At 74.4% G+C, this 18,855-nt stretch carries 13 protein-coding genes and 1 pseudogene; 9 read left to right on the forward strand and 5 right to left on the reverse strand.

All coding sequences use genetic code 11. The annotated features are described in order from the left end of the window. The first annotated feature begins 157 nt into the window (after window positions 1-157). Both ABZ135_RS13310 and ABZ135_RS13315 read left to right on the forward strand, forming a co-directional pair. Window positions 158-1,879 (forward strand): PP2C family protein-serine/threonine phosphatase, encoded by a 1,722-nt coding sequence (locus ABZ135_RS13310; RefSeq protein WP_356694980.1) that lies wholly within the window; start codon window positions 158-160, stop codon window positions 1,877-1,879. Between the two features lie 137 nt (window positions 1,880-2,016). After that, window positions 2,017-2,553, forward strand: a complete 537-nt coding sequence (locus tag ABZ135_RS13315; RefSeq protein WP_356694982.1) for an NUDIX hydrolase family protein — start codon at window positions 2,017-2,019, stop codon at window positions 2,551-2,553. A gap of 23 nt (window positions 2,554-2,576) precedes the next feature. Here the strand turns inward: ABZ135_RS13315 and ABZ135_RS13320 are convergent, their stop codons facing one another. The 3 genes and pseudogenes from ABZ135_RS13320 to ABZ135_RS13330 form a co-directional block, all read right to left on the reverse strand. Continuing rightward, window positions 2,577-3,113, reverse strand: a complete 537-nt coding sequence (locus tag ABZ135_RS13320; protein WP_356694984.1) for a hypothetical protein — start codon at window positions 3,111-3,113, stop codon at window positions 2,577-2,579. Beyond that, window positions 3,110-3,499, reverse strand: a complete 390-nt coding sequence (locus ABZ135_RS13325; protein ID WP_356694986.1) for a VOC family protein — start codon at window positions 3,497-3,499, stop codon at window positions 3,110-3,112. Before ABZ135_RS13325 ends, ABZ135_RS13320 begins: the two co-directional genes overlap by 4 nt. Before the next feature lie 98 nt (window positions 3,500-3,597). Next, window positions 3,598-3,870: pseudogene (locus ABZ135_RS13330) on the reverse strand (metalloregulator ArsR/SmtB family transcription factor); the annotation flags it as partial. A 131-nt stretch (window positions 3,871-4,001) separates the two neighbouring features. Here ABZ135_RS13330 and ABZ135_RS13335 point away from each other — a divergent pair. After that, on the forward strand, window positions 4,002-4,472 hold the full coding sequence (locus ABZ135_RS13335; protein WP_356694988.1) for a flavodoxin family protein: 471 nt from the start codon (window positions 4,002-4,004) through the stop codon (window positions 4,470-4,472). Window positions 4,473-4,481: 9 nt separating this feature from the next. Here the strand turns inward: ABZ135_RS13335 and ABZ135_RS13340 are convergent, their stop codons facing one another. Further along, the gene (locus ABZ135_RS13340) at window positions 4,482-5,105 is read right to left on the reverse strand and encodes a histidine phosphatase family protein (RefSeq protein ID WP_356694990.1); all 624 of its coding nucleotides are present in this window, start codon (window positions 5,103-5,105) and stop codon (window positions 4,482-4,484) included. Between the two features lie 264 nt (window positions 5,106-5,369). Continuing rightward, window positions 5,370-7,286 carry an FAD-dependent oxidoreductase gene (locus ABZ135_RS13345; protein WP_356695047.1) on the reverse strand — a complete coding sequence of 639 codons (1,917 nt, stop codon included), beginning with the start codon at window positions 7,284-7,286 and terminating at the stop codon, window positions 5,370-5,372. A gap of 326 nt (window positions 7,287-7,612) precedes the next feature. Here ABZ135_RS13345 and ABZ135_RS13350 point away from each other — a divergent pair, with 326 nt between their 5' ends. The 6 genes from ABZ135_RS13350 to ABZ135_RS13375 all read left to right on the forward strand — a co-directional run bounded on the left by ABZ135_RS13350 (window position 7,613) and on the right by ABZ135_RS13375 (window position 18,850). Next, window positions 7,613-8,164: an SMI1/KNR4 family protein gene (locus ABZ135_RS13350; protein WP_356694992.1), complete on the forward strand. Its 552-nt coding sequence runs from the start codon at window positions 7,613-7,615 to the stop codon at window positions 8,162-8,164. 121 nt (window positions 8,165-8,285) lie between these two features. Further along, a complete protein-coding gene (locus ABZ135_RS13355; protein ID WP_356694994.1) occupies window positions 8,286-11,930 on the forward strand; it encodes a DUF4132 domain-containing protein in 3,645 nt (1,214 codons plus the stop codon). A 5-nt stretch (window positions 11,931-11,935) separates the two neighbouring features. Beyond that, window positions 11,936-13,054, forward strand: a complete 1,119-nt coding sequence (locus tag ABZ135_RS13360) for an AAA family ATPase (RefSeq protein WP_356695049.1) — start codon at window positions 11,936-11,938, stop codon at window positions 13,052-13,054. Next, entirely contained in the window at window positions 13,054-15,459 is a 2,406-nt protein-coding gene (locus ABZ135_RS13365; RefSeq protein ID WP_356694996.1) for a DUF5682 family protein, read from the forward strand. The genes ABZ135_RS13360 and ABZ135_RS13365 overlap by 1 nt, the downstream gene beginning before the upstream one ends. Continuing rightward, window positions 15,456-16,778, forward strand: a complete 1,323-nt coding sequence (locus tag ABZ135_RS13370) for a VWA domain-containing protein (RefSeq protein ID WP_356694998.1) — start codon at window positions 15,456-15,458, stop codon at window positions 16,776-16,778. Before ABZ135_RS13365 ends, ABZ135_RS13370 begins: the two co-directional genes overlap by 4 nt. Then, on the forward strand, window positions 16,775-18,850 hold the full coding sequence (locus tag ABZ135_RS13375) for a hypothetical protein (RefSeq protein WP_356695000.1): 2,076 nt from the start codon (window positions 16,775-16,777) through the stop codon (window positions 18,848-18,850). Before ABZ135_RS13370 ends, ABZ135_RS13375 begins: the two co-directional genes overlap by 4 nt. The last annotated feature ends 5 nt before the right edge of the window (window positions 18,851-18,855 follow it).

Below are 18,855 nucleotides of genomic sequence, written 5' to 3' on the forward strand. Positions count from 1 at the left end.
CCCGTCGCTCCCGCCCCGTGGAGGGACGTCCGAAGTCGGAGCCCGGGTGTCCGGAGGCATAAACCCGGACGAGATGGGCAGCGGCGCTGTGGCAGCCGGTGGCGCGAGGGCCGAGCCGCCGGTACGTGGTGCGCGCGAGCCGGCCCGGGAGGCGATTGTGAGTTTTCCGCTGCCTGACTCCGTCGACGAGCTGAAGCACCTGATCGGCCAGGAGGTCTCCGCCCTGCGCGGCGCCGTACGGCGCACCGCGGAACGGCCCCCGTCCCCCGTGCCGGGCGAGGAGATCACGACGCCCGTGCAGTTGCTCGCCCCCGCTTCCGCCGGGGGCACGCACGAGGCGGCGCCGCGTTGTCTGTGCAGCACGCACGACCGGGACGCGGCGGGCACGTGCGCGGCGCTCAGCGCGATTCCCGCGTCCGCCGCGCTCCTCGAACCGATCCAGGACGCCGAGACCGGGACCGTACGGGACTTCCGTATCGTCGCCGGCAACCGGACCCGGTCGGCCGACTGGCTGGAGGCCCCGGACCAGCAGGTCGGGCAGCGTTTCCTTGAAGCGCGGCCGGGAGCGGCGAACAGCGGGCTGCTCACGGCGCTCGTCGACGTCGCCGGCGGCGCCGGGCCGATGGAGGGCCGTGTCGTCGACTACACCGAGCAGCGTCTGGGCCGGTTGCACCGCGCTCCCCTGCTGTACACGGCGGCGCTCTGCGGCGAGCAGTTGCTCGTCACCTGGCGGCCGGTGCAGAGCCAGACCGAGCTGCTGACCATCGACGCCCAGTACCTGGCCTCGCTCGGATGGGGCAACTGGGACCTGCTGTCGGGGAAGGTGACCTGGTCCGAGGGGCTCAGCCGGATCTTCCACGCCGACATCCGGATGCCCTGGACGCTGGAGCAGCTCTGCGACGCGCTGCTCCCGGACGATCTGACGGCCTTCGCCGAGTTCCTGACCTCCGTGCTGGCGGGCGAGGAGCCGGCCTGGACCCGGATCCGGTTCCTGGTGCTCGGTGAGGTCAGGACGCTCGACCTGCTGGGCCGGCCGGTCGCCGGCACCGACGGCAGGCCCTGGGCCGTCAATCTGGTGGCCCGCGATCTGACCCCGCAGATCCGCAGCCGCCGCAGGCTGGCGGAGACGGAGCGCGAGTCCGACCGGCTGCGGCGTCAGGCCCAGGCCGAACGCCGGATCGCCGACGTCATGCGCGAAGCGCTGCTGCCCACGCACTCGGAGGCCCTCGCCGCCGTCGGGCTCGCGGTCGCCGCCTCCTACCGGCCCGCCGAACCGGACGCCGCGGTGGGCGGCGACTGGTACAAGTGCCGGCTGCTGCCCGACGGCCGCGTCCTGGTCGCCATCGGCGACGCCTCCGGACACGGCCTGGACGCGGTGGCCCGGATGTCGCAACAGCGCCACGCCCTGGCCGGTCTCGCCCAGACCGGGGCCTCGGCCGGCGAGATCACGACCTGGCTGAACGAACTGGTCTGCAGCGAACCCCTCGGCCAGACCGCCACCGTCATCGCCGGGCACATCGACGAGAACCGGGCCTTCCACTGGGCCGACGCCGGCCACCCGGCGCCCCTCCTGCTCCGGGACGGTCACGCGGCCCCGCTCGGCACGCCGCAACGGGGTCCGCTGCTCGGCGCCCTCCCGGGCTACGACTACGAGACCAGGACGACCGAGCTGCGCGAGGGCGACCTCCTGCTCCTGTACACCGACGGGATCGTCGAGCGTCGCGGAGAGGACGTCACCAAGGGCATCGAGCGCCTCGCCGACCTCATGTCGCGTTCCTCGGGCACCGGGCCGCAGGACCTCATCGACACCGTGCTCGCCTCGCCCGACCAGACCGGTCACGAGGACGACGCGTGCATGCTCGCCATCCGCCTCATCTGACGCAGGGCCGCGTCTGAGAACCGGGAGGACTGCCGGGCCCGTCCGGAGGGGAAGGGAACGCGCGACGGAACGAAGACACGGGCGCGCCCGGACGGTTCCGCCACCGCGTACCCCCTCCAGGAAAGTATGATCAAGCGATGTCTGACATGACTGAGACCACGCCGGGCTGGCTGACCACGGACGAGCTGGACATGGCCAGGGCCCGGATGCCGATCCTGTACGTCGAGGCCGTGCCCGTACGCGTGGACGACAGCGGCGAGGTCACCAGCATCGGACTGCTCCTGCGCATCGGCGCGGACGGAACGATCAACCGGACCCTGGTGTCCGGTCGCGTGATGCACCACGAGCGGGTCCGGGACGCGCTGCTGCGGCACCTGGAGAAGGACCTGGGGCCGGTGGCCCTTCCGCGGATCCCGGCGTCCCTCCAGCCCTTCACGGTCGCCGAGTACTTCCCCACGGCGGGCATCACCCCCTTCCACGACCCGCGCCAGCACGCCGTGTCCCTCGCCTACATCGTGCCGGTCACGGGCGACTGCCGTCCTCGGCAGGACGCCCTGGACCTGGTCTGGTTCAGCCCGCGGGAAGCGGCCTCCCCGGCCGTGCAGAGCGAGATGCCCGGCGGCCACGCGGTCCTCCTCAAGCAGGCGCTCGCGCATGTGGGGCACACGCCGTGAGTCCGGTCCGGCCGCCGGGGTGATCAGCCCCGCTCGGCGGGCGCGGACGGCGGCGCGGGGGCCGGGCGGGCGGCCGCGGTACGGACGCGGCGGGTCCGCCCGTGCTCGGCGAGCAGGCTGAGCGCCGACGACGACACCGGGAAGCGGCCGCTCACGGCCGTGCGCTGGCACCAGTCGGAGGCGGTGGCCAGCGCTTCAGGAGTCCAGCCTTCCCCGAGCGTGATCGCTCGGAGCAGCGTCCACTCGCCCAGACGGCGGAGGACGAAGTCCCGCCCGGCGACGGCGCCGGTCAGGGCGGTGCACCAGGTCACGAAGCCCGGGGCGGTCAGCAGTGCGGCCGCTCGGCGGTCGACGTGGCGAATCACCGCGCTCTGCGCCATGACCGGGTCCTCGTCCCGCAGGACGTGGGCCACCAGGTCCGCCTCGTCCGGCCCGCCCGTAGGGCCGGCCGCCGCGTCCGCCCCGGTGACGGCCTCCAGGGCGGCGAGGTAGGCGGCGTACCGCCGATGCTCGGGCGGTTCGGACGGCGCGGGGGGCTCGGGCTCCGTGTCCGGTCTCACTTGCTGTGGACGATCTGGATCAGGTTGCCGCATGTGTCGTCCAGGACCGCGGTGGTGACCGGGCCCATCTCCAGCGGCTCCTGGGTGAAGAACACCCCGAGCCCGCGCAGCCGCTCGTACTCCGCCCGCACGTCCTCCACGGCGAAGGAGGCGGCCGGGATGCCGTCGTGGACGAGCGCCGTCTTGTACGGCTGGACGGCCGGGTGCCCGGACGGCTCCAGGAGCAGTTCGGTCCCCTCCGGCTCCTCCGGGGACACCACGGTCAGCCACCGGGCCTCCTCTCCCAGGGGGACGTCGTGCTTCTTCACGAAGCCCAGGACGTCGGTGTAGAAGCGCAGGGCCTTCTCCTGGTCGTCGACGAAGACGCTGGTGAGGTGGATCTTCATGAGGGGTTCTCCGCGTGGTCGGTGCTGTCGGTGTTGCCGGTGCTGTCGGTATGGCTGGCGCTGTCGGTGCTGACGGCGTTGTCGGTGCTGCCCGACCTCTGAGGGTCCAGCCACCGGGTCAGGGCGCGCTGCAGGGGTTCGATGTCGAGGTCATGGAACTTGTAGCGGCCCTCGCGCCGCGACACGACGAGACCCGCCGCTTCCAGTACGGCCAGATGCTGGCTGATCGCCTGGCGCGACAGCCCCAGGCCGTGCTTCGTCACCAGCCGTGTGCATATCTCGAACAGACTCTGGCCGTTCCGCTCCGCCAGCTCGTCGAGGATCCGCCGCCGGGTGGGATCGGCCAGCGCCTTGAAGACATCCTCCGCCATGCCCCCACCATAGGCAAGTGAACACTTGCCTATCAAGTCACCCGGTTCGGTCGCCGTCCGCCGGTGTCACATCCGGCGGCGCTGCGCGGTCCACCCTGCGGAAGCCGGAATCCAGTGAAGGGATCGTCCGCATGAAGGCCGTCATCGTGTGCGTCTCGGTGTCGCACGGCAACACCCGTCTCGTCGCCGACGCCATGGCCCCGGCGCTGGGCGCCGAGGTCGTCACCCCCGAGGAGGCCGACCCGGTGGAGCTGGCCGGGGCCGACCTGGTGGGGTTCGGGTCGGGCATCTTCTCCGGCAGGTTCCATCCGCGGCTGACCGAATTCGTCCGGGCGCTGCCCGCCGGGCGGGGCAAGGCGTTCTTGTTCGCCACCAGCGGGCTCCCCGAGCTGCGGCCGAAGCCCTTCACCCGGCCGCTGGTCCGGCTCCTCGAAGCGAAGGGCTTCGAGGTGGAAGGCGGCTTCACCTGCCGGGCGTTCGACACCTGGGCACCCTTCCGGCTCCTCGGCGGCATCAACAAGCAGCGGCCGGACACCGGTGATCTGGCCGCCGCGCGCGCCTTCGCCGAGCGGCTGCGGGACGGAGTGCGGACGGCGCCGTGACGGGCCCCGTCAGATGTGGAGTTCGGGCGGGAAGCCGGTCCAGCGGAGGTCGGCGGGGAGATGGGCGGTGTCGTTGAAGAAGAGGACGGAGGCAGGGCGGCCCGGCGCGTAACGGATGACGGTCAGCGCGGCGTTGGCGTGGTTGATGCCCATCCAGCGCCACGCCGGGGCGTCGAGGGCCGCCCGTACGAGCCAGGCGATCAGGAAGTTGTGCGTGACGACGAGCTCGTGGCGCGGCTCGGCGCCGTCGACGGGGCCCGTGAACCGTGCGACGGCCTCCCGCGCGAGCCCGGGGCCCTGTTCCCGTTCCTCGGCGGGGAACCGGGCCAGGTGCCCGAGCATGGCGTCGGCCGACTCCGGCGGCAGCTCGTGGCGGTGCGGTACGTAGGGGATGTAGTCGCCCGCCGGTTCCGCCGCGACCGGAGCCACACCGCCGAGCTGTTCACCGATCAGCTTCGCCGTCTGTTCCGCCCGTGCGAGGGGGCCGTGGTGGATCGCCGCGAGCGGAGCGCCGCGGAGGCGTTCACCGAGCAGGACGGCCTGGCGGCGGCCCTTGTCGGACAGCCCGCTCTCGTCCGGCGTGGCCTCTCCGTGACGCGTGAGGTAGAGGTAGCGGGCCGCTGTTGCCGTCATCGGTGGTTCCTCCGGCGGGGTTCTCCCCGGGTTCGGGGTCGGGCTCGGGCTCGGGTGCGGGCGTGTGCTCATGTCCGCGATCACGTACGTCGAGCTCGTTCACGCGGCTCGTTCATGCGGCTCGCTCGTGGAGCTCGTTCGTCGAGCTCGTTCGTCGAGCTCGTTCGTGATCTTGCGGGGGTGATGTCTGGACGGACGCCGGCGGACGTGGTCCGGTTCCGTCCCGACATCACCGCGCGCAACCCTGTCGGCCTGCCTCCCCTCTCAGCCCGTGTGCACCGCCAGCGCCGTCCGGACCGCGGACTCGAGGGCGCCTTCGATCCAGGCGGGTTTGACGGAGGTGTGGTCCCCGGCGAAATGCAGCGGACCTTCCGACGTGGGGACGTCCGGGAACAGCTCGGTGTGCTGGCCGGGGAGGAGCACGGACGCCTCGCCGTACGCGTAGGGGTCGCGCATCCACGACTGTGTCTTGCACTTGCCGGTGAAGAACACCTCGCAGCGCCGCCCGAAGACGGCCTGCACGCCGGCGAGAGCGCGGAGATACCGCTCCTCGTCTCCGTACGCGTCCCACTTCAGGGCGTCGTCGGACCAACTGTACGAGGCGAGCATCACGCCTCCGTCGCTCCCCTCCATGGGGTGGGCGTGCTCGAAGAACATGAAGCGGTTGGCGTTGTCGCTCGCGGAGCCGCCGCCCCGGACGTGGGCGGCGGCGGGCTCACGGCCGGGGGCGGCGGGGCGGAAGGCGGTGAAGCAGTGCTTGAGATCGTCGGAGACGCTCACACCGAGGTCCTTCACGGACCGGTGCGCGCCGAGGTGCCTCCCGTCCCTGACGCGGCCCGCCTTGTACGCGGCGTAGAGGCCGTCCTCGATGGAGTCCAGGGCGACCCGCCACTGCTCCTCGGTGAACTCCCACCAGCGCTGGGAGAACTCCAGCAGCACCTTGGTCGCGGCGTCGTAGTGGAGCTCCGTGACGGCACGGCGCTTGCCGTAGCTCAGCGGAGGGTCGAAGGCCACATGGCGCAGTCCGGAGAAGGGCACGGTGATGATCGCCTCGTCGCCCTCGAAGACCTCCGTGACGCCGCCCCTGCCGGTCTGGCAGTCCTCGGACACGGCGTGCACCCGCACCCGGCCACCGCCGCGCTCGATGCGTACGGCGCGGCGATCGAGCCGCACCTTGCCCTTCACGGGCGCGTACATCGCGTCCACCAGTCCCGCGGTGCCGCCCTTGAGCTCCCAGAACGTGGTCCCGGGGTCGATCAGGGCGCTGGACAGGAAGCTGTGGAGGAAGGAGAGATGGAGCCGTGAGGTCAGGTTCTGGAGGGTGCCGACGAGGTCGATCGTCCTGGTGTCGAGGCCGGCGACCTCGGTGAGGTAGCGATACATCGACCAGTGCCCGTACCGCCTGAGGACCTCGGCCCACCCGTCGACGAGGGCCTTCCCCTCCTTGCCCCGGACGAGTCGGCGGGCGGGTTCGAGGGCTTCCGCGAGGATCACCGAGGCGGGCTTCGTGCGATGCGGGCCGGGCACGCCGAAGGTGTCGTTGACGACTTCGGGGCGCTGCTCGTAGTCGGCCTTGCGCATGTGCACACCGTTGACGTGGATCCAGGTGCGGTTGGCCTTCTTCGTCGGGTTGTCGACCTCGACGTCGACGAGGAGGAACTCCTGGCGCGGGAGGTCGTACTTCCGGATCAGCGCCATGAGGAGCGGGTGGCTGCCGGGCAGGCGCATGGCGCCGGCCTCGGCGTACTGCCGGGGGTCGGCGAAGGGCTGCCGGCCGTTCTCGTGTCCGCCCTTGCGGAAGGTCTTGACGCGGCCGCCGACCCGGTTGCCGTTGGCTTCGATCACGAGGACGTCGTGGCCCGCGCGGTTGAGCAGGTCGGCGGCGAGCAGGCCGGCCGGACCCGCTCCGACGATCAGGACCCGCTTCGTCGCCCTCCCCCGGCCCGGCGGCAGGCCGTTCTCGACGACCTGCAGATAGCGCGGGACGAGGGGCGTGTCGTTCTCGTCGTGGACGACGATGGCACGGGCGACGGTGGTGTACGCGGAGGGGTCGGTTCCGGGCGGCGGCGCCGTGGTGGGAACGGCCGCCGGGGCCGTGCCCGGGGCCAACGCGGTCGCGGGCGCGGCCGAGGCGGCGGTGAGCCCGGCGGCGAGCGCCGTGGCACCGCTCGCGGTGACCACCGACCGCCGTGAGGGCCGGGCGGGGAGCACCGCAGCCGAGGGTCGCGGGGCGGGCGGGGCGTCCGATGCGAGGGGCCCTTCCTCGCTCGGTGCGGCGACCGCGTCGGTGGTGCCGGGGACGTTGGAGACGCTGGAAATGCTCACTCCCAGGGGTGTTCGGATCGTGTGGAGCCGTCCCGCACATGCTGGGGGCGCGGGCGAGCGCGCGACCACCGCGTTCACACGGACGAGCAGCCAAACCACTCCATCGGGCAGAGCCGTTGTCACAGGTCAGCGCCGATGGGGGCGGACTCACGCCGGTGCCGCGTCGCGGTTACGGTGGCCCCATGGAGATCTGGGATCCGGGCGGCGTGCGCGCCCGCGTGAGCGAGATGGCCGCGCGGGACCCTCGGCGGGAGCGGTTCGGTGCGGACACCCACCGGTACGAGCTGCGGGCCGCACTGCCGGAGGCTGAGGTCACGGCGTTCGAGGAGACCCACGGGATCCCATTGCCCCTCGCGTACCGGTCCTTCGTCACGCGGGTGGGCGACGGTCCCGCCGGGCCCGCTCACGGGTTGATGCCGCTGACCAGGCCGCGCCCGGAGGCGGACGAGGACTGGGCCGTGGACGACGAATGGCGGGAGGACCGCCTTCCCGGGCGGCTCGCCGCGCCGTTCCCGCTCACCGAGCCCCGGCCGGGCCGGCTCGGGGCGCCGACCGGTGAACTGACCGCCGGCACGCTGATGCTGGCGGAAGAAGGCTGCGGCATCTTCATGAGGCTGGTCCTCAACGGGCCGCGCGCGGGCGAGATCTGGCGGCTCGATCCGGACTGGGGAGGATTCACGCCGGCCTTCGCAGACTTCCGCGCCTGGTACGGCGACTGGCTGCGGCGCCTCTGAGCCCCGCCGGGGGCCGCCGGGAGGGCCGGGTCAGGAGGCCGTGGGAGGGCCTCGGAGAGGCGTTGTCAGTGGGCCTCGTTACTGTGCGGACAACTGATCTCGTGCAGAAGGGGAGGGGCCCGTGCGGCGCTGGGAGTATGTCGGGGGCGGCTCGGCGAAGTTCTGGGAAGCCGGTGTCGACGGCACGTCGGTGACGGTCTGTTTCGGGCGGGTCGGTACGTCCGGGCAGACACGGGTCAAGGAGTTCCCGACGTCCGACGCCGCGGAGTCGTACCTGCTCAAGACCATAGGCGAGAAGGAGCGCAAGGGGTACGCGCTCGTCGGCGAGACCGCGCGCGTCGCTCCCCCGGTCGCCGTCGCCGCGCCCGCGGCCGTGCCCGCGAAGCGGTCCGACGAGCCGCACGGGCGGCCGGACGAGGACGCGTTCGTGCTGCCGGCGGCGTGGAAGCGGAACCTCCGGCCGCGGCGCGGAGGGACGCCGGTGACGGTGCGTCCGGTCGGCGCGGGCGGGGTGGATCCGGTCGCGCGACTGGCGGAGTGGCGGCGGCAGTTCACCAAGGCCGTCGACCGGTCGCTGGACTCGACGAAGAGCGACGCCGCTCTGGTCGCCGCGGCCCGCGCCTACGAGGAGGGCCGGCCCGACCCGGTCGGCGCGGCGGCCGTCGCCGTGCTGCTGCCGGACGCCGACCTCGGGCAGGTCGCGGACGCCTGGGTGGCCGCCTTCGGGCTGCCGTTCGCCGCGCGTGCCGCCGTGGAGGCGCAGGAGTGCCGACGGCGCTGGATCCAGCGGCCCGGCGGCCGGAATGCGGTCGACGGCATCCAGGTGATGCCGGAGCACTCCGGCGCGTGGCAGCGGCCCACCACCTTCGACGCCCTCGACCGGGTCCGCGCGCTGCTGGCCGTGGCGGACGAGGAGACGTACGCGGCGGCCGTCGCGGCCCTCGCCGGCCACCGCACGAGCCCCCGCCGCAAGGCCGCCGTCTCCTATCTGGTCCCGGGTGAGCGGCACTGGGTGGACGAGTGCTGTGCCGATCGGTCCGTCCGGGAGCATCAGGACGCACCGGTACGGGAGCTGCTGCTGTGCTCGCTGGGCACGGCCTCCCAGGTCGCGCTGTACGACGGGCGGGCCGACCTCGGTTGGCGCGGCTGGAGCGCGGCGGTCGTCGCGACCGTGGCCGACGGCGTGGGCACCGCGATGACGCCGCTGCTCGCGGGCGAGCTGAACAAGGCGTACATCGACACGGACGACACCAGGGCGATGGCCGCGGCGCTCGCGGAACTCCCCTGTGACGACGCCTTCGAGGTCCTCCTGGAGCGCCTGGACGACAAGCACGTACGGGCGGAGGTGGCGGCCGCGGCCAGGCGTTTCCCGGTGCGGGCGCTGCGGCTGCTCGCGCGGGCGTGCGGCGCCGGGGCGGACGGTGCCGCGGGCGGCGCGGCGGGGCGGGCCGGGATGGCGCGACGGATGCTGGTGGCGCATGTGGCCGCCCACCGGGAGCTGGCCGTCGCGCTGCTGCCCGAGCTCGACCGGGAGATCGCCGAGGTGATGGAGCCGCTGACGCGGGAGCGGGACGCGGTGGAGGAGGCGCCCCCGGAGGCTCTGCCCGCGCTGCTCGTCAGCCCGCCGTGGACGGTGCGGCGCGCCCCGGTGAAGGCGCGGGTGGTCGAGGGGCTCGTCCCGCCGGCCGTGTCCCGCGTCGCGTGGCTGCCCGGGGAGCGCGACGCGTGGGCGGCCACCGAGTCGTGGGTCACCGGCTGGCAGCCGTACGAGCCCATGGAGAAGATCGTCGACCAGTTGCGCAAGGGCCGGTTGCAGGACTGGCACACGCTGGGGGTGTTCACCTACGGACCCGCCGAGGTGGTGCGGCCGCTGCTCGCCGACTGGGAGGGCCTGGACTACTCGTTCAACGGGGCGAGCGTCATCCAGCCGATGATCGCCGCACATGAGACGGCGGCGCTCCCGCCCGCCGTGCGCATGGCGACGCGCCAGCCCACGCACATGGCGTCGGCCCTGCTGCCGTTCCTCGACACGGAGGTGGCGCGGCTGATGGCGGACTGGCTGCACCGGCTCAAGACGGCCGGGCGCACCGCCCGGGCCTGGTTCGTCCGGCACGGGGCCGAGGCGGCCGGGCTGCTGGTGCCCGACGCGGTGGGCGCGCCCGGAGCGGCCAGGACGGCGGCCGAGGGCGCTCTGCGGGTGATCGCCTCGGCGCACGGCGCGGACAGCGTGCGCGGGGCGGCCAAGGAGTACGGGGAGGAGGCGGCCGAGGCCGTGGAGGCGCTGCTCTCCACCGATCCCCTGGTGACCGCGCTGCCCGCCCGGATGCCCAAGCCCGTGGCCTGGGCCGAGCCGCGGGTGCTGCCGCGATTGCGGCTCCGGGCCGGCGGGGCCGCGCTCCCGGCGTCGGCCGTCGCCCATGTGCTGACCATGCTGGCCGTGTCCAGGCCCGGCGCGCCCTACCCGGGGGTGGCACAGGTGCGGGAGCTGTGCACGCCGGAGTCGCTGGCGGAGTTCGCCTGGGCGTTGTTCGAGGAGTGGCGGATCGTCGGCATGCCTCCGAAGGAGGCGTGGGCGCTGCACGCGCTCGGCTGGTTCGGCGATGACGACACGGTCCGGTCGCTCACCCCGGTGATCCGCGCGTGGCCCGGTGAGGGGGCGCACCACCGGGCTGTCGACGGGCTCGACGTGCTCGCCGCCATCGGCACCGACACGGCGCTGACGCATCTGCACGGGATCTCCCAGCGGGTGAAGTTCAAGGCGCTGAAGCAGCGTGCCCAGGAGAAGATCGCCGAGGTGGCCGCCGAGCTCGGTCTGACGGGCGAGCAGCTCGCGGACCGGCTGGTGCCGGACCTGGGGCTGGACGCGGACGGCAGCACGGTCGTCGACTACGGCACCCGCCGGTTCACGGTCGGCTTCGACGAGCAGCTCAGGCCGTTCGTACGGGACGCGGCCGGCAGCCGGCTGAAGGACCTGCCCAAGCCCGGGGCGCGGGACGAGACGGAGCTGGCGACGGCGGAACGCAAGCGGTTCCTGGCGCTGAAGAAGGACGTCCGGACCATCGCGGCCGACCAGGTCCGGCGCCTGGAGTCGGCCATGGTGGAGGGCCGCTCCTGGACGGGCGCCGAGTTCCGACGGCTGTTCGTGGAGCACCCGCTGGTGTGGCACCTGGCGCGCCGGCTGGTGTGGCGGGCGGAGCACGAAGGCCGGGTGACCGCCTTTCGGATCGCCGAGGACCGCACGTACGCGGACGTCGAGGACGAGACGGTCACGGTCGCGGACGAGGCCACGGTCAGGCTGCCGCATCCGCTGCACCTCGCGGACGCACTGGACGGGTGGGCGGAGCTGTTGGCGGACTACGAGATCGTGCAGCCGTTCCCCCAGTTGGGCCGGCCGGTGTTCCCGATGCCGACCGAGGAGGAGACCGCCGGTGCGCGTCTGACGCGCTTCGAGGGCGTCACCGTGCCCGTCGGGCGGCTCCTGGGCCTGCAGAAGCGCGGCTGGGAGCGCGGCGAGCCGCAGGACGCGGGCGTCGAGCGCTGGTTCTCCCGCCGCCTGGGGCCGGAGCGCTATCTGGTGATCGAGCTGGACCCGGGCATCGCCGTCGGGATGATCGACGAGTTCCCCGAGCAGAAACTCGACACGATCTGGCTCGACAAGCAGCCGGGCGATCACTGGGCGAGCCGGTCGTACCCGCTGCGGTTCACCGACCTCGACCCGGTGATCGTCTCCGAACTCCTCGCCGACCTCACGGAGCTGACCTCGTGACCACCCTGCCGGAGCAGCGAAGGAACGAGCCGGATCAGCCGGGCACGCAGGTGCAGCGGCCGCCCGCCGAGGTCCGGTACGCGGAGGAGCTGGCGGCCCTGCGCGCCGCCGACACCGATCCACGGCCGCCGGGCTGGGCGCTGAGCCTGCGCGCCGCCCGCCGGTTCGTCGTGGGCGACGAGGAGACCGGCGTCGGCCGGAAGTTCGTCGGGGACACCGCGCTCGTGGAACGGGCGCTGGTGACCCTGGCGACCAACCGGGGCCTGATGCTGGTCGGGGAGCCGGGCACCGCCAAGTCGCTGCTGTCCGAGCTGATCGCGGCGGCCGTCTCCGGCGACTCCACCCTGGTCGTGCAGGGCGGGGCGGCCACCACCGAGGACCACATCAAGTACTCCTGGAACTACGCGTTGCTGGTGTCCGAGGGGCCCTCGGAGCGGGCGCTCGTGCCGGCTCCGATGCTGAAGGGGATGGCCGAGGGGCGGCTCGTCCGCTTCGAGGAGATCACCCGCTGCCCGCTGGAGGTGCAGGACTCCCTGCTGTCGCTGCTGTCCGAGCGGGTGGTGGCGGTGCCCGAACTGGAGGGCCCCGGCGGGATGGTCTTCGCCCGCCAGGGCTTCAACGTGATCGCCACCGCCAACACCCGGGACCGGGGCGTCAACGAGATGAGCGCCGCGCTCAAGCGGCGCTTCAACTTCGAGACGGTCTTCCCCATCGCCGACCTCGACACGGAGATCGCCCTGGTCGAAGCGGAGGCGACCGCGCTGCTGCGCCGTTCGGGGGTGGCCGTGGCGCCCGACCGCGAGGTGCTCGAAGTGCTCGTCACCACCTTCCGCGAGCTGCGTTCCGGGGTGGGCCGCGACGGCGCCGGCGCCGATCGGCTCTCCGCGGTCATGAGCACCGCCGAGGCCGTCTCCGTCGCCCACGCGGTCGGGGTGCGGGGCTGGTTCCTGCGCGGTGAGCCGGGCGACGCGGCCGATGTCGTCACCTGCCTCGCGGGGACGGCGGCCAAGGACAGCCCCGAGGACCTGGCCCGGCTGCGCCGGTATCTGGAGCAGCGGGTCGCGGGGCGGCGCGGCGCCCAGTGGAAGGCGCTGCACGCGGCCCGGCACCTGTTGGCGGGCTGATGGCCGTCACGTATCTGGGGGTGCGTCACCACTCCCCCGCCTGCGCGCGGCTCGTGGCCCGCACCGTCGCACGGCTTCGGCCCGCGCACGTGCTGGTCGAGGGCCCCGCGGACCTCAACGGGCGGCTGGGTGAGCTGCTGCTCGGCCACGAGCTGCCGGTGGCCGTGTTCAGCCACTTCCGTGACGGCGAGCGGGCGGCGACCTCGTGGACGCCGCTGTGCGACTACTCGCCCGAGTGGGTCGCGCTCACGGCGGGGCGTGCGGCGGGGGCGGAGGTCCGGTTCATCGACCTGCCCGCCTGGCATCCCGCGTTCGAGGGGCGCGCCAACCGGTACGCGGACGCCGAGGCGCGCTACGCGGAGGCGACCGCGCGGCTGTGCCGCCGCTTCTCGGTGGATTCGGTGGACGCCCTGTGGGACCGGATGGTCGAGGCCGACCCGGAGGCACCGGATTTGACGGAGCGTCTGGAGACGTATTTCGACGTGGTACGCGGCGACACGGAGGCCGACGCGGCCGACCGGGTCCGCGAGGAGTACATGGCCGCGTGGGTCCGCGCGGCCCGCGCGGACGCCGGGGACCGCCCGGTGCTGGTGGTCACGGGCGGCTTCCACCGCCCGGCCGTCCGCCGCCTGGCCGAGGAGCCCGCTCCCGGGCCGGGGACGGGCACCGGCGGCGGGGCGGGCTGGCCCGAGGTGCCGGAGGCGCCCGAGGGCGCGACGGTCGGCAGCTTCCTCGTGCCCTACTCGTTCCGGCAGCTCGACGCGTTCGCCGGCTACGAGTCCGGGATGCCCTCACCGGCGTATCACCAGTGGCTGTGGGAGCGGGGCCCGGACGCGGCGGGCGAGGAGCTCGTACGGACGGTGGCCGACCGGCTGCGGGCGCGCGGCCACCCCGTGTCGACGGCGTCCCTGATCGCCGCCCGCTCCTCGGCACTCGCCCTGGCGGCCCTGCGCGGGCATCCCGGTCCTTCCCGGCTCGACCTCCTCGACGGGCTGGCGGGCGCGTTGATCACCGAGGCCCTCGACGAACCGCTGCCGTGGACGCGGCGCGGCCCGCTGCGGCCCGGCACGCATCCGGTGGTGGTCGAGATGGTGGCGGCGTGTGGCGGCGACCGGGTCGGCAGGCTGCATCCGGACACGCCCGTCCCGCCGCTCGTCCGCGAGGTGACGGCGCGGCTCGCGGCCCTTGGACTGGACGGCGACGGCCCGGTGACGCTGCGTCTGACCGACCCGTCCGGCCGGGAGCGCAGCCGTGTCCTGCACCGGCTGCGCGTGCTCGGCGTGCCGGGCCACGAGCGGGTCTCCGGCCCGGCGGACGGCACCGACCCGGTCTTCGAGGAGCGCTGGGAGCCGCGCGCGGCGCCGGGCCGCGAGGCGGCGCTGATCGAGGCCGGCGGCTTCGGCGCGCGTCTCGACGAGGCGGCCGTGGTGGCGCTCGGCGACCGGATGGAGGCGGCGGGCGCGGACTGCGGAAGGCTGGCGGAGGCGCTGTTCGACGCGGTGGTGTGCGGGGCGACCGAGCTGACCGGCCCGCTGACCGCCCGGCTGCGCGCGGGCCTCGCCCAGGCCGCCGCGCCCGGCCCCCTGGGCGCCGCGCTCGCCACGGCCCTCGGCCTGTGGCGGCACGACCGGGTGTACGGGGTCGCCGGCGACGTGCTCCTCGGCGCGGCGGTCGACACCGCCGTCACCCGCGTGCTGTGGCTGATCGAGGGCGCGGGCGGCGGCCCGGCCGGTGCGGGCCCGGACCGCGAACGGCTGCGGGCCCTCGTCGCGGTCCGCGACGCGCTCCTGCACGCCGGTTCCCTCCTCACCGTCCCCCGGGAGGCGGCGGTCGACGTCTTCCGTCGTGTCGGCCGCGACACCGGCGCCCCGGCCGACCTGCGCGGCGCCGCGTTCGGCCTGTGCCGCGTCCTGGGCGGACGGGACGGCGCGGGACGTGAGACTGGGGGCGACGGCGCGGCGGGGGCGGCGGCGGGTGCTGCGGAGGAGGGTGCGACGGCGGCCGAACTGGCCGCGGCCGTACGGGCCATGGGCGGACCCCGCGTCCTCGGCGACTGGCTCGCGGGGCTGTTCGCGGTCGCCCGCGAGGAGCTCGGCGCCGGTGAACCGGCGGCCGGCGAGCGGGACGCGGGGTCCCTGATCGCGGTGCTCGACGAGTTGGTGGGGGTCATGACCGAGACCGACTTCCTCGTCGCCCTGCCGTCCCTGCGGGACGCCTTCGCGTATTTTCCGCCCGCCGAGCGGGAGCGGATCGCCGCCCACCTGATCGAACGGCGCGGACTGCGCGGCTCGCCCCGCGCCCTGCTCCGCACCACCGCCGACCCCCTGCTCATCGCGCGAGCCCGGGAACTGGAGGACCACGTGTCACGCACGCTCGACCGACTCGGCCTGGGAGCCGCCCGATGACGGCGCACGGCACTCCCGGAACGACGCCCTCCGGAGGGACCGGGGCCGGGACGGGGTCGGGGACCGGGGCCGGGACGGGGTCGGGGACCGGGTCCGGGACTGTACCGCCGGAGACCGGGCCCGCCGGGACCACCGGCCGGCCCGGCGAGGCCGCCGACCGAGCGGGGACCCCCGCGGGCGCTGCGCCCGAGGCCGGGCTGGAGCGGTGGCGGCTGATTCTCGGCGCGCCCGCCGAGCGGTGGACGGGATCGCTGGGCGGGCAGGCGGCCGCACGGGACGCGGCGCTCGACTGGCTCTACGGCCGGGACGCCGACCAGGCCCGGCGCGGAGTGCGCGGAAGCGGTCGCGGAAGCGGTCGTGAAGGCGGCGACGGCGCTTCGGTGGTCACGCCCGTGGACTGGCTCGACGACATCCACCGGCTGTTCCCGCGCGAGACCGTGGAGCGCCTGGAGCGGGACGCCGTCGAGCGGTACGAGATCCACGAGATCGTCACCGACCCGGCCGTCCTCGAACGGGTGGAGCCGGATCAGACCCTTCTGAAGGCGGTGCTGCGCACCAAGCACCTGATGAATCCGGAGGTGCTGCGCCTGGCCCGGCGGATCGTGGAGGCCGTCGTGCGGCGGCTGTTGGAGCGGCTGGCCCCCGAGGTCCGCCGTTCGTTCCACGGGACCCGTTCGCGGCGCCCGAGCAGCCTGCCGCTCGCCCGGGACTTCGACTTCCGCGGCACGGTCCGCGCCAACCTCGCCCACTACCGCCCGGACGAACGGCGGCTGCTCATCGAGCGCCCCCGCTTCCATTCCCGTACCCGCCGGCATCTGGAGCGGTGGCAGTTGATCCTGCTCGTGGACCAGTCCGGTTCCATGGTGGACTCGGTCATCCACTCGGCGGTCACCGCCGCGAGCCTGTGGGGGCTGCCCGGGCTGAAGACCCATCTGGTCGCCTTCGACACCTCGGTGGTCGATCTGACCAGCGACGTCACCGATCCGGTCGAGCTGCTGATGCGGGTGCAGCTCGGCGGCGGTACGGACATCGCCAAGGCGGTGGCGTACGGGACGGAGCTCGTCGACAATCCGCGGCGGGCGATCGTCGCGCTGGTCAGCGACTTCTACGAGGGCGGCGACGCGTACCGGTTGGTGCGCGGGGTCCGGGCGCTGGTCGAGCAGGGCACCACCGTCCTCGGCCTCGCCGCGCTCGACGAGGAGGCCCGGCCCGCCTACGACCGCGAGCTCGCGCAGCGCCTCGCGGACGTGGGCGCCCACGTCGGGGCCATGACGCCCGGCCAGTTGGCGGAATTCGTCGCGGAGAGGCTGGGCCGATGACCCGTACGGATCTGCTCGCCCTCGACACCGACACGCTCGTCGCGCTCACCAACCGGGGGCTGGTCAAGCGGGCCTTGAAGGAACTGGACGCCGGCGCGGGCGCGACGGTCACCGCCGATCCGGACGGCTCGCTGGCCGGGGTGTTCCCGGACGGCACGACCGTGTCGCTGGCGACCGGCGCGGGGCTTGACCAAGGGGCGTGCAGTTGCGGCGCGGCCGGTGTCTGCCGGCATGTGCTCGGGCTCGTCCTCGCCCACCAGCGCACCGCGCCCGCCGCGGAGGCGAACGCGGAGGCGGACGCAGACGCGCCCGAGGATACGGGCGAGGGTGACGGTGCGGGCGAGGGGCGGGCCCGGAAGGAGACGGCACAGGCCGACCAGCCGGGGTGGCAACCCTGGTCGCCCGGGAGCACGGACGACGCCGCTCTGACGGCGGCCGTGGGCGCCCGCGCGATGGCCGCGGCCCGTCGCGTGCGGGCCCGCGGCTACACCGCCCGGCTGTGCCACCCCTCGCCGGAGGAGCCGGCCGCCGTGGCGGAACTGCCCACGTGCACGGTCCGCTTCCCGGTACGGGACGGGGTGGCGCACGCCGTCACAGACGCCTCCGACGCGCTGCGCGGGGAGGCGATCGCGCTGGCGGTGTGGGCGTTCCGGGCCGCGCTCGACCTCGACGGCCAGGACCCGCCGCGGCAGGTGGACATCGGTGGTGGCGCCGTCGGCACGGCGGGCGGCGCCGCCCTCGACCGGGCCGTCTCGCTGACGGCCGAGCTGCTCCTCGACGGCGCGGCGCACACCGGCCCCGTGTACGCGGGAGCGCTGCGGCGGGTGCGCGACGAGCTGACCGCCGCCGCGCTGCACTGGCCCGCGGGCGTGCTCGCGGACGTGGCCGCGCAGGTGGACCAGTACGCCGAGCGCGGCGCCGGATTCCGAGCCGAGGAACTGGCCGCGCTGCTCGCCGAGCTGGATGCCCGGCGGCGTGCCGGGGGCGACGGGGTCGCCGAGGCGCAGGTCCTGGGGACCGGGGAGCGCGGCGACACCCCGCTGCGCCGGATCCGGCTCACCGCGCTGGGCTGTCGTGTCTCCGGCTCGCCGGCCGACCGGACGGCGGAGGTGTTCCTCGCGCACGGCGGTGCGGGCATCGCCCTCGTGCTCCGGCGCCGTTGGGCGCTCGCGGAAGGGCAGGATCCAACCGGCCACGACCTGGCGGCGCGGCGGCTCCTGGGCAGCACCCTGGGCGCCGTGGCGGCCGGGAACCTGGTCAGCGAGCGGGCCTCGCGCACGCCGGGGCGCACGGTGACGGTCGGCGGCAGCAGGCTGGCCGCGACGAGCGTCACCCCGGTCGGCGGTTCCTGGGCCGAACTTCCCGAGCCGCTGCTCGTACGGGACTTCGCCGCGCACGCCCGCGCGCTGCGGGAGCTGCCTCCGCGTTTCGTGCGGCCCCGCATCGAGGCCGACGCGCTGCGGGTGGTCGCGGTGCACGAGGTCGAGGACCTCGGCTACGACCCGGGGCGGCAGGTCCTTCGGGCCACGGTGCGGGACGCGCACGGGGTGGCGGCGACCGTCGCCGCGCCGTACAACCCGTACTCCCCCGACGGGCTCGACGCGCTGGCCTCGGCACTGCGCGGTGAGCGAGGCGGCCCGCGTTTCCTCAGCTCCTTCGTACGCGCCTCGGGCGCCAGCCTGGTCCTCGACCCGATCGGTGTCCTGACCGGCGAGGGCGTCCTGGTGCCGGACCTCGCGCCGCCGCCCGCCACCGTCTCGTCGCCGGCCCCGGTGACACACCCGACGCCGCGCGATCCGCTGACGGCCGCGTTGGAGGCCGGCCTCACCGCCCTGTCGGCGGTCCCCGTCCACGGCCTCCGCCATCTCCCCCCGGGCACCCGCGCCGCCCTCGCCGACGCGGCCACCACCCTCGCCCGAACCGGCCTGACGACGGCCGCCGCACTGCTCCGCCGTGTACCGACGACCCTCGACGAGCACGAGCACGAGGACGCCTCAGCGGCGGTGCGGCCCTGGCTGGACGCCGAACTCCATCTGCTGACCGCCCTGGAGTTCCATGCCCGTACGGCGTGACCGCC

The organism is Streptomyces sp. NPDC006339, from assembly GCF_040612775.1.
GTDB lineage: Bacteria > Actinomycetota > Actinomycetes > Streptomycetales > Streptomycetaceae > Streptomyces.

Bases quoted from the DNA above. Each gene is read 5' to 3' on its own strand.
- ABZ135_RS13315 (WP_356694982.1), top strand. From the start codon at position 2,017: ATGTCTGACATGACTGAGACCACGCCGGGCTGGCTGACCACGGACGAG.
- ABZ135_RS13325 (WP_356694986.1), bottom strand. From the start codon at position 3,499: ATGAAGATCCACCTCACCAGCGTCTTCGTCGACGACCAGGAGAAGGCC.
- ABZ135_RS13335 (WP_356694988.1), top strand. From the start codon at position 4,002: ATGAAGGCCGTCATCGTGTGCGTCTCGGTGTCGCACGGCAACACCCGT.
- ABZ135_RS13340 (WP_356694990.1), bottom strand. From the start codon at position 5,105: ATGACGGCAACAGCGGCCCGCTACCTCTACCTCACGCGTCACGGAGAG.
- ABZ135_RS13350 (WP_356694992.1), top strand. From the start codon at position 7,613: ATGGAGATCTGGGATCCGGGCGGCGTGCGCGCCCGCGTGAGCGAGATG.
- ABZ135_RS13365 (WP_356694996.1), top strand. From the start codon at position 13,054: ATGGCCGTCACGTATCTGGGGGTGCGTCACCACTCCCCCGCCTGCGCG.
- ABZ135_RS13370 (WP_356694998.1), top strand. From the start codon at position 15,456: ATGACGGCGCACGGCACTCCCGGAACGACGCCCTCCGGAGGGACCGGG.
- ABZ135_RS13375 (WP_356695000.1), top strand. From the start codon at position 16,775: ATGACCCGTACGGATCTGCTCGCCCTCGACACCGACACGCTCGTCGCG.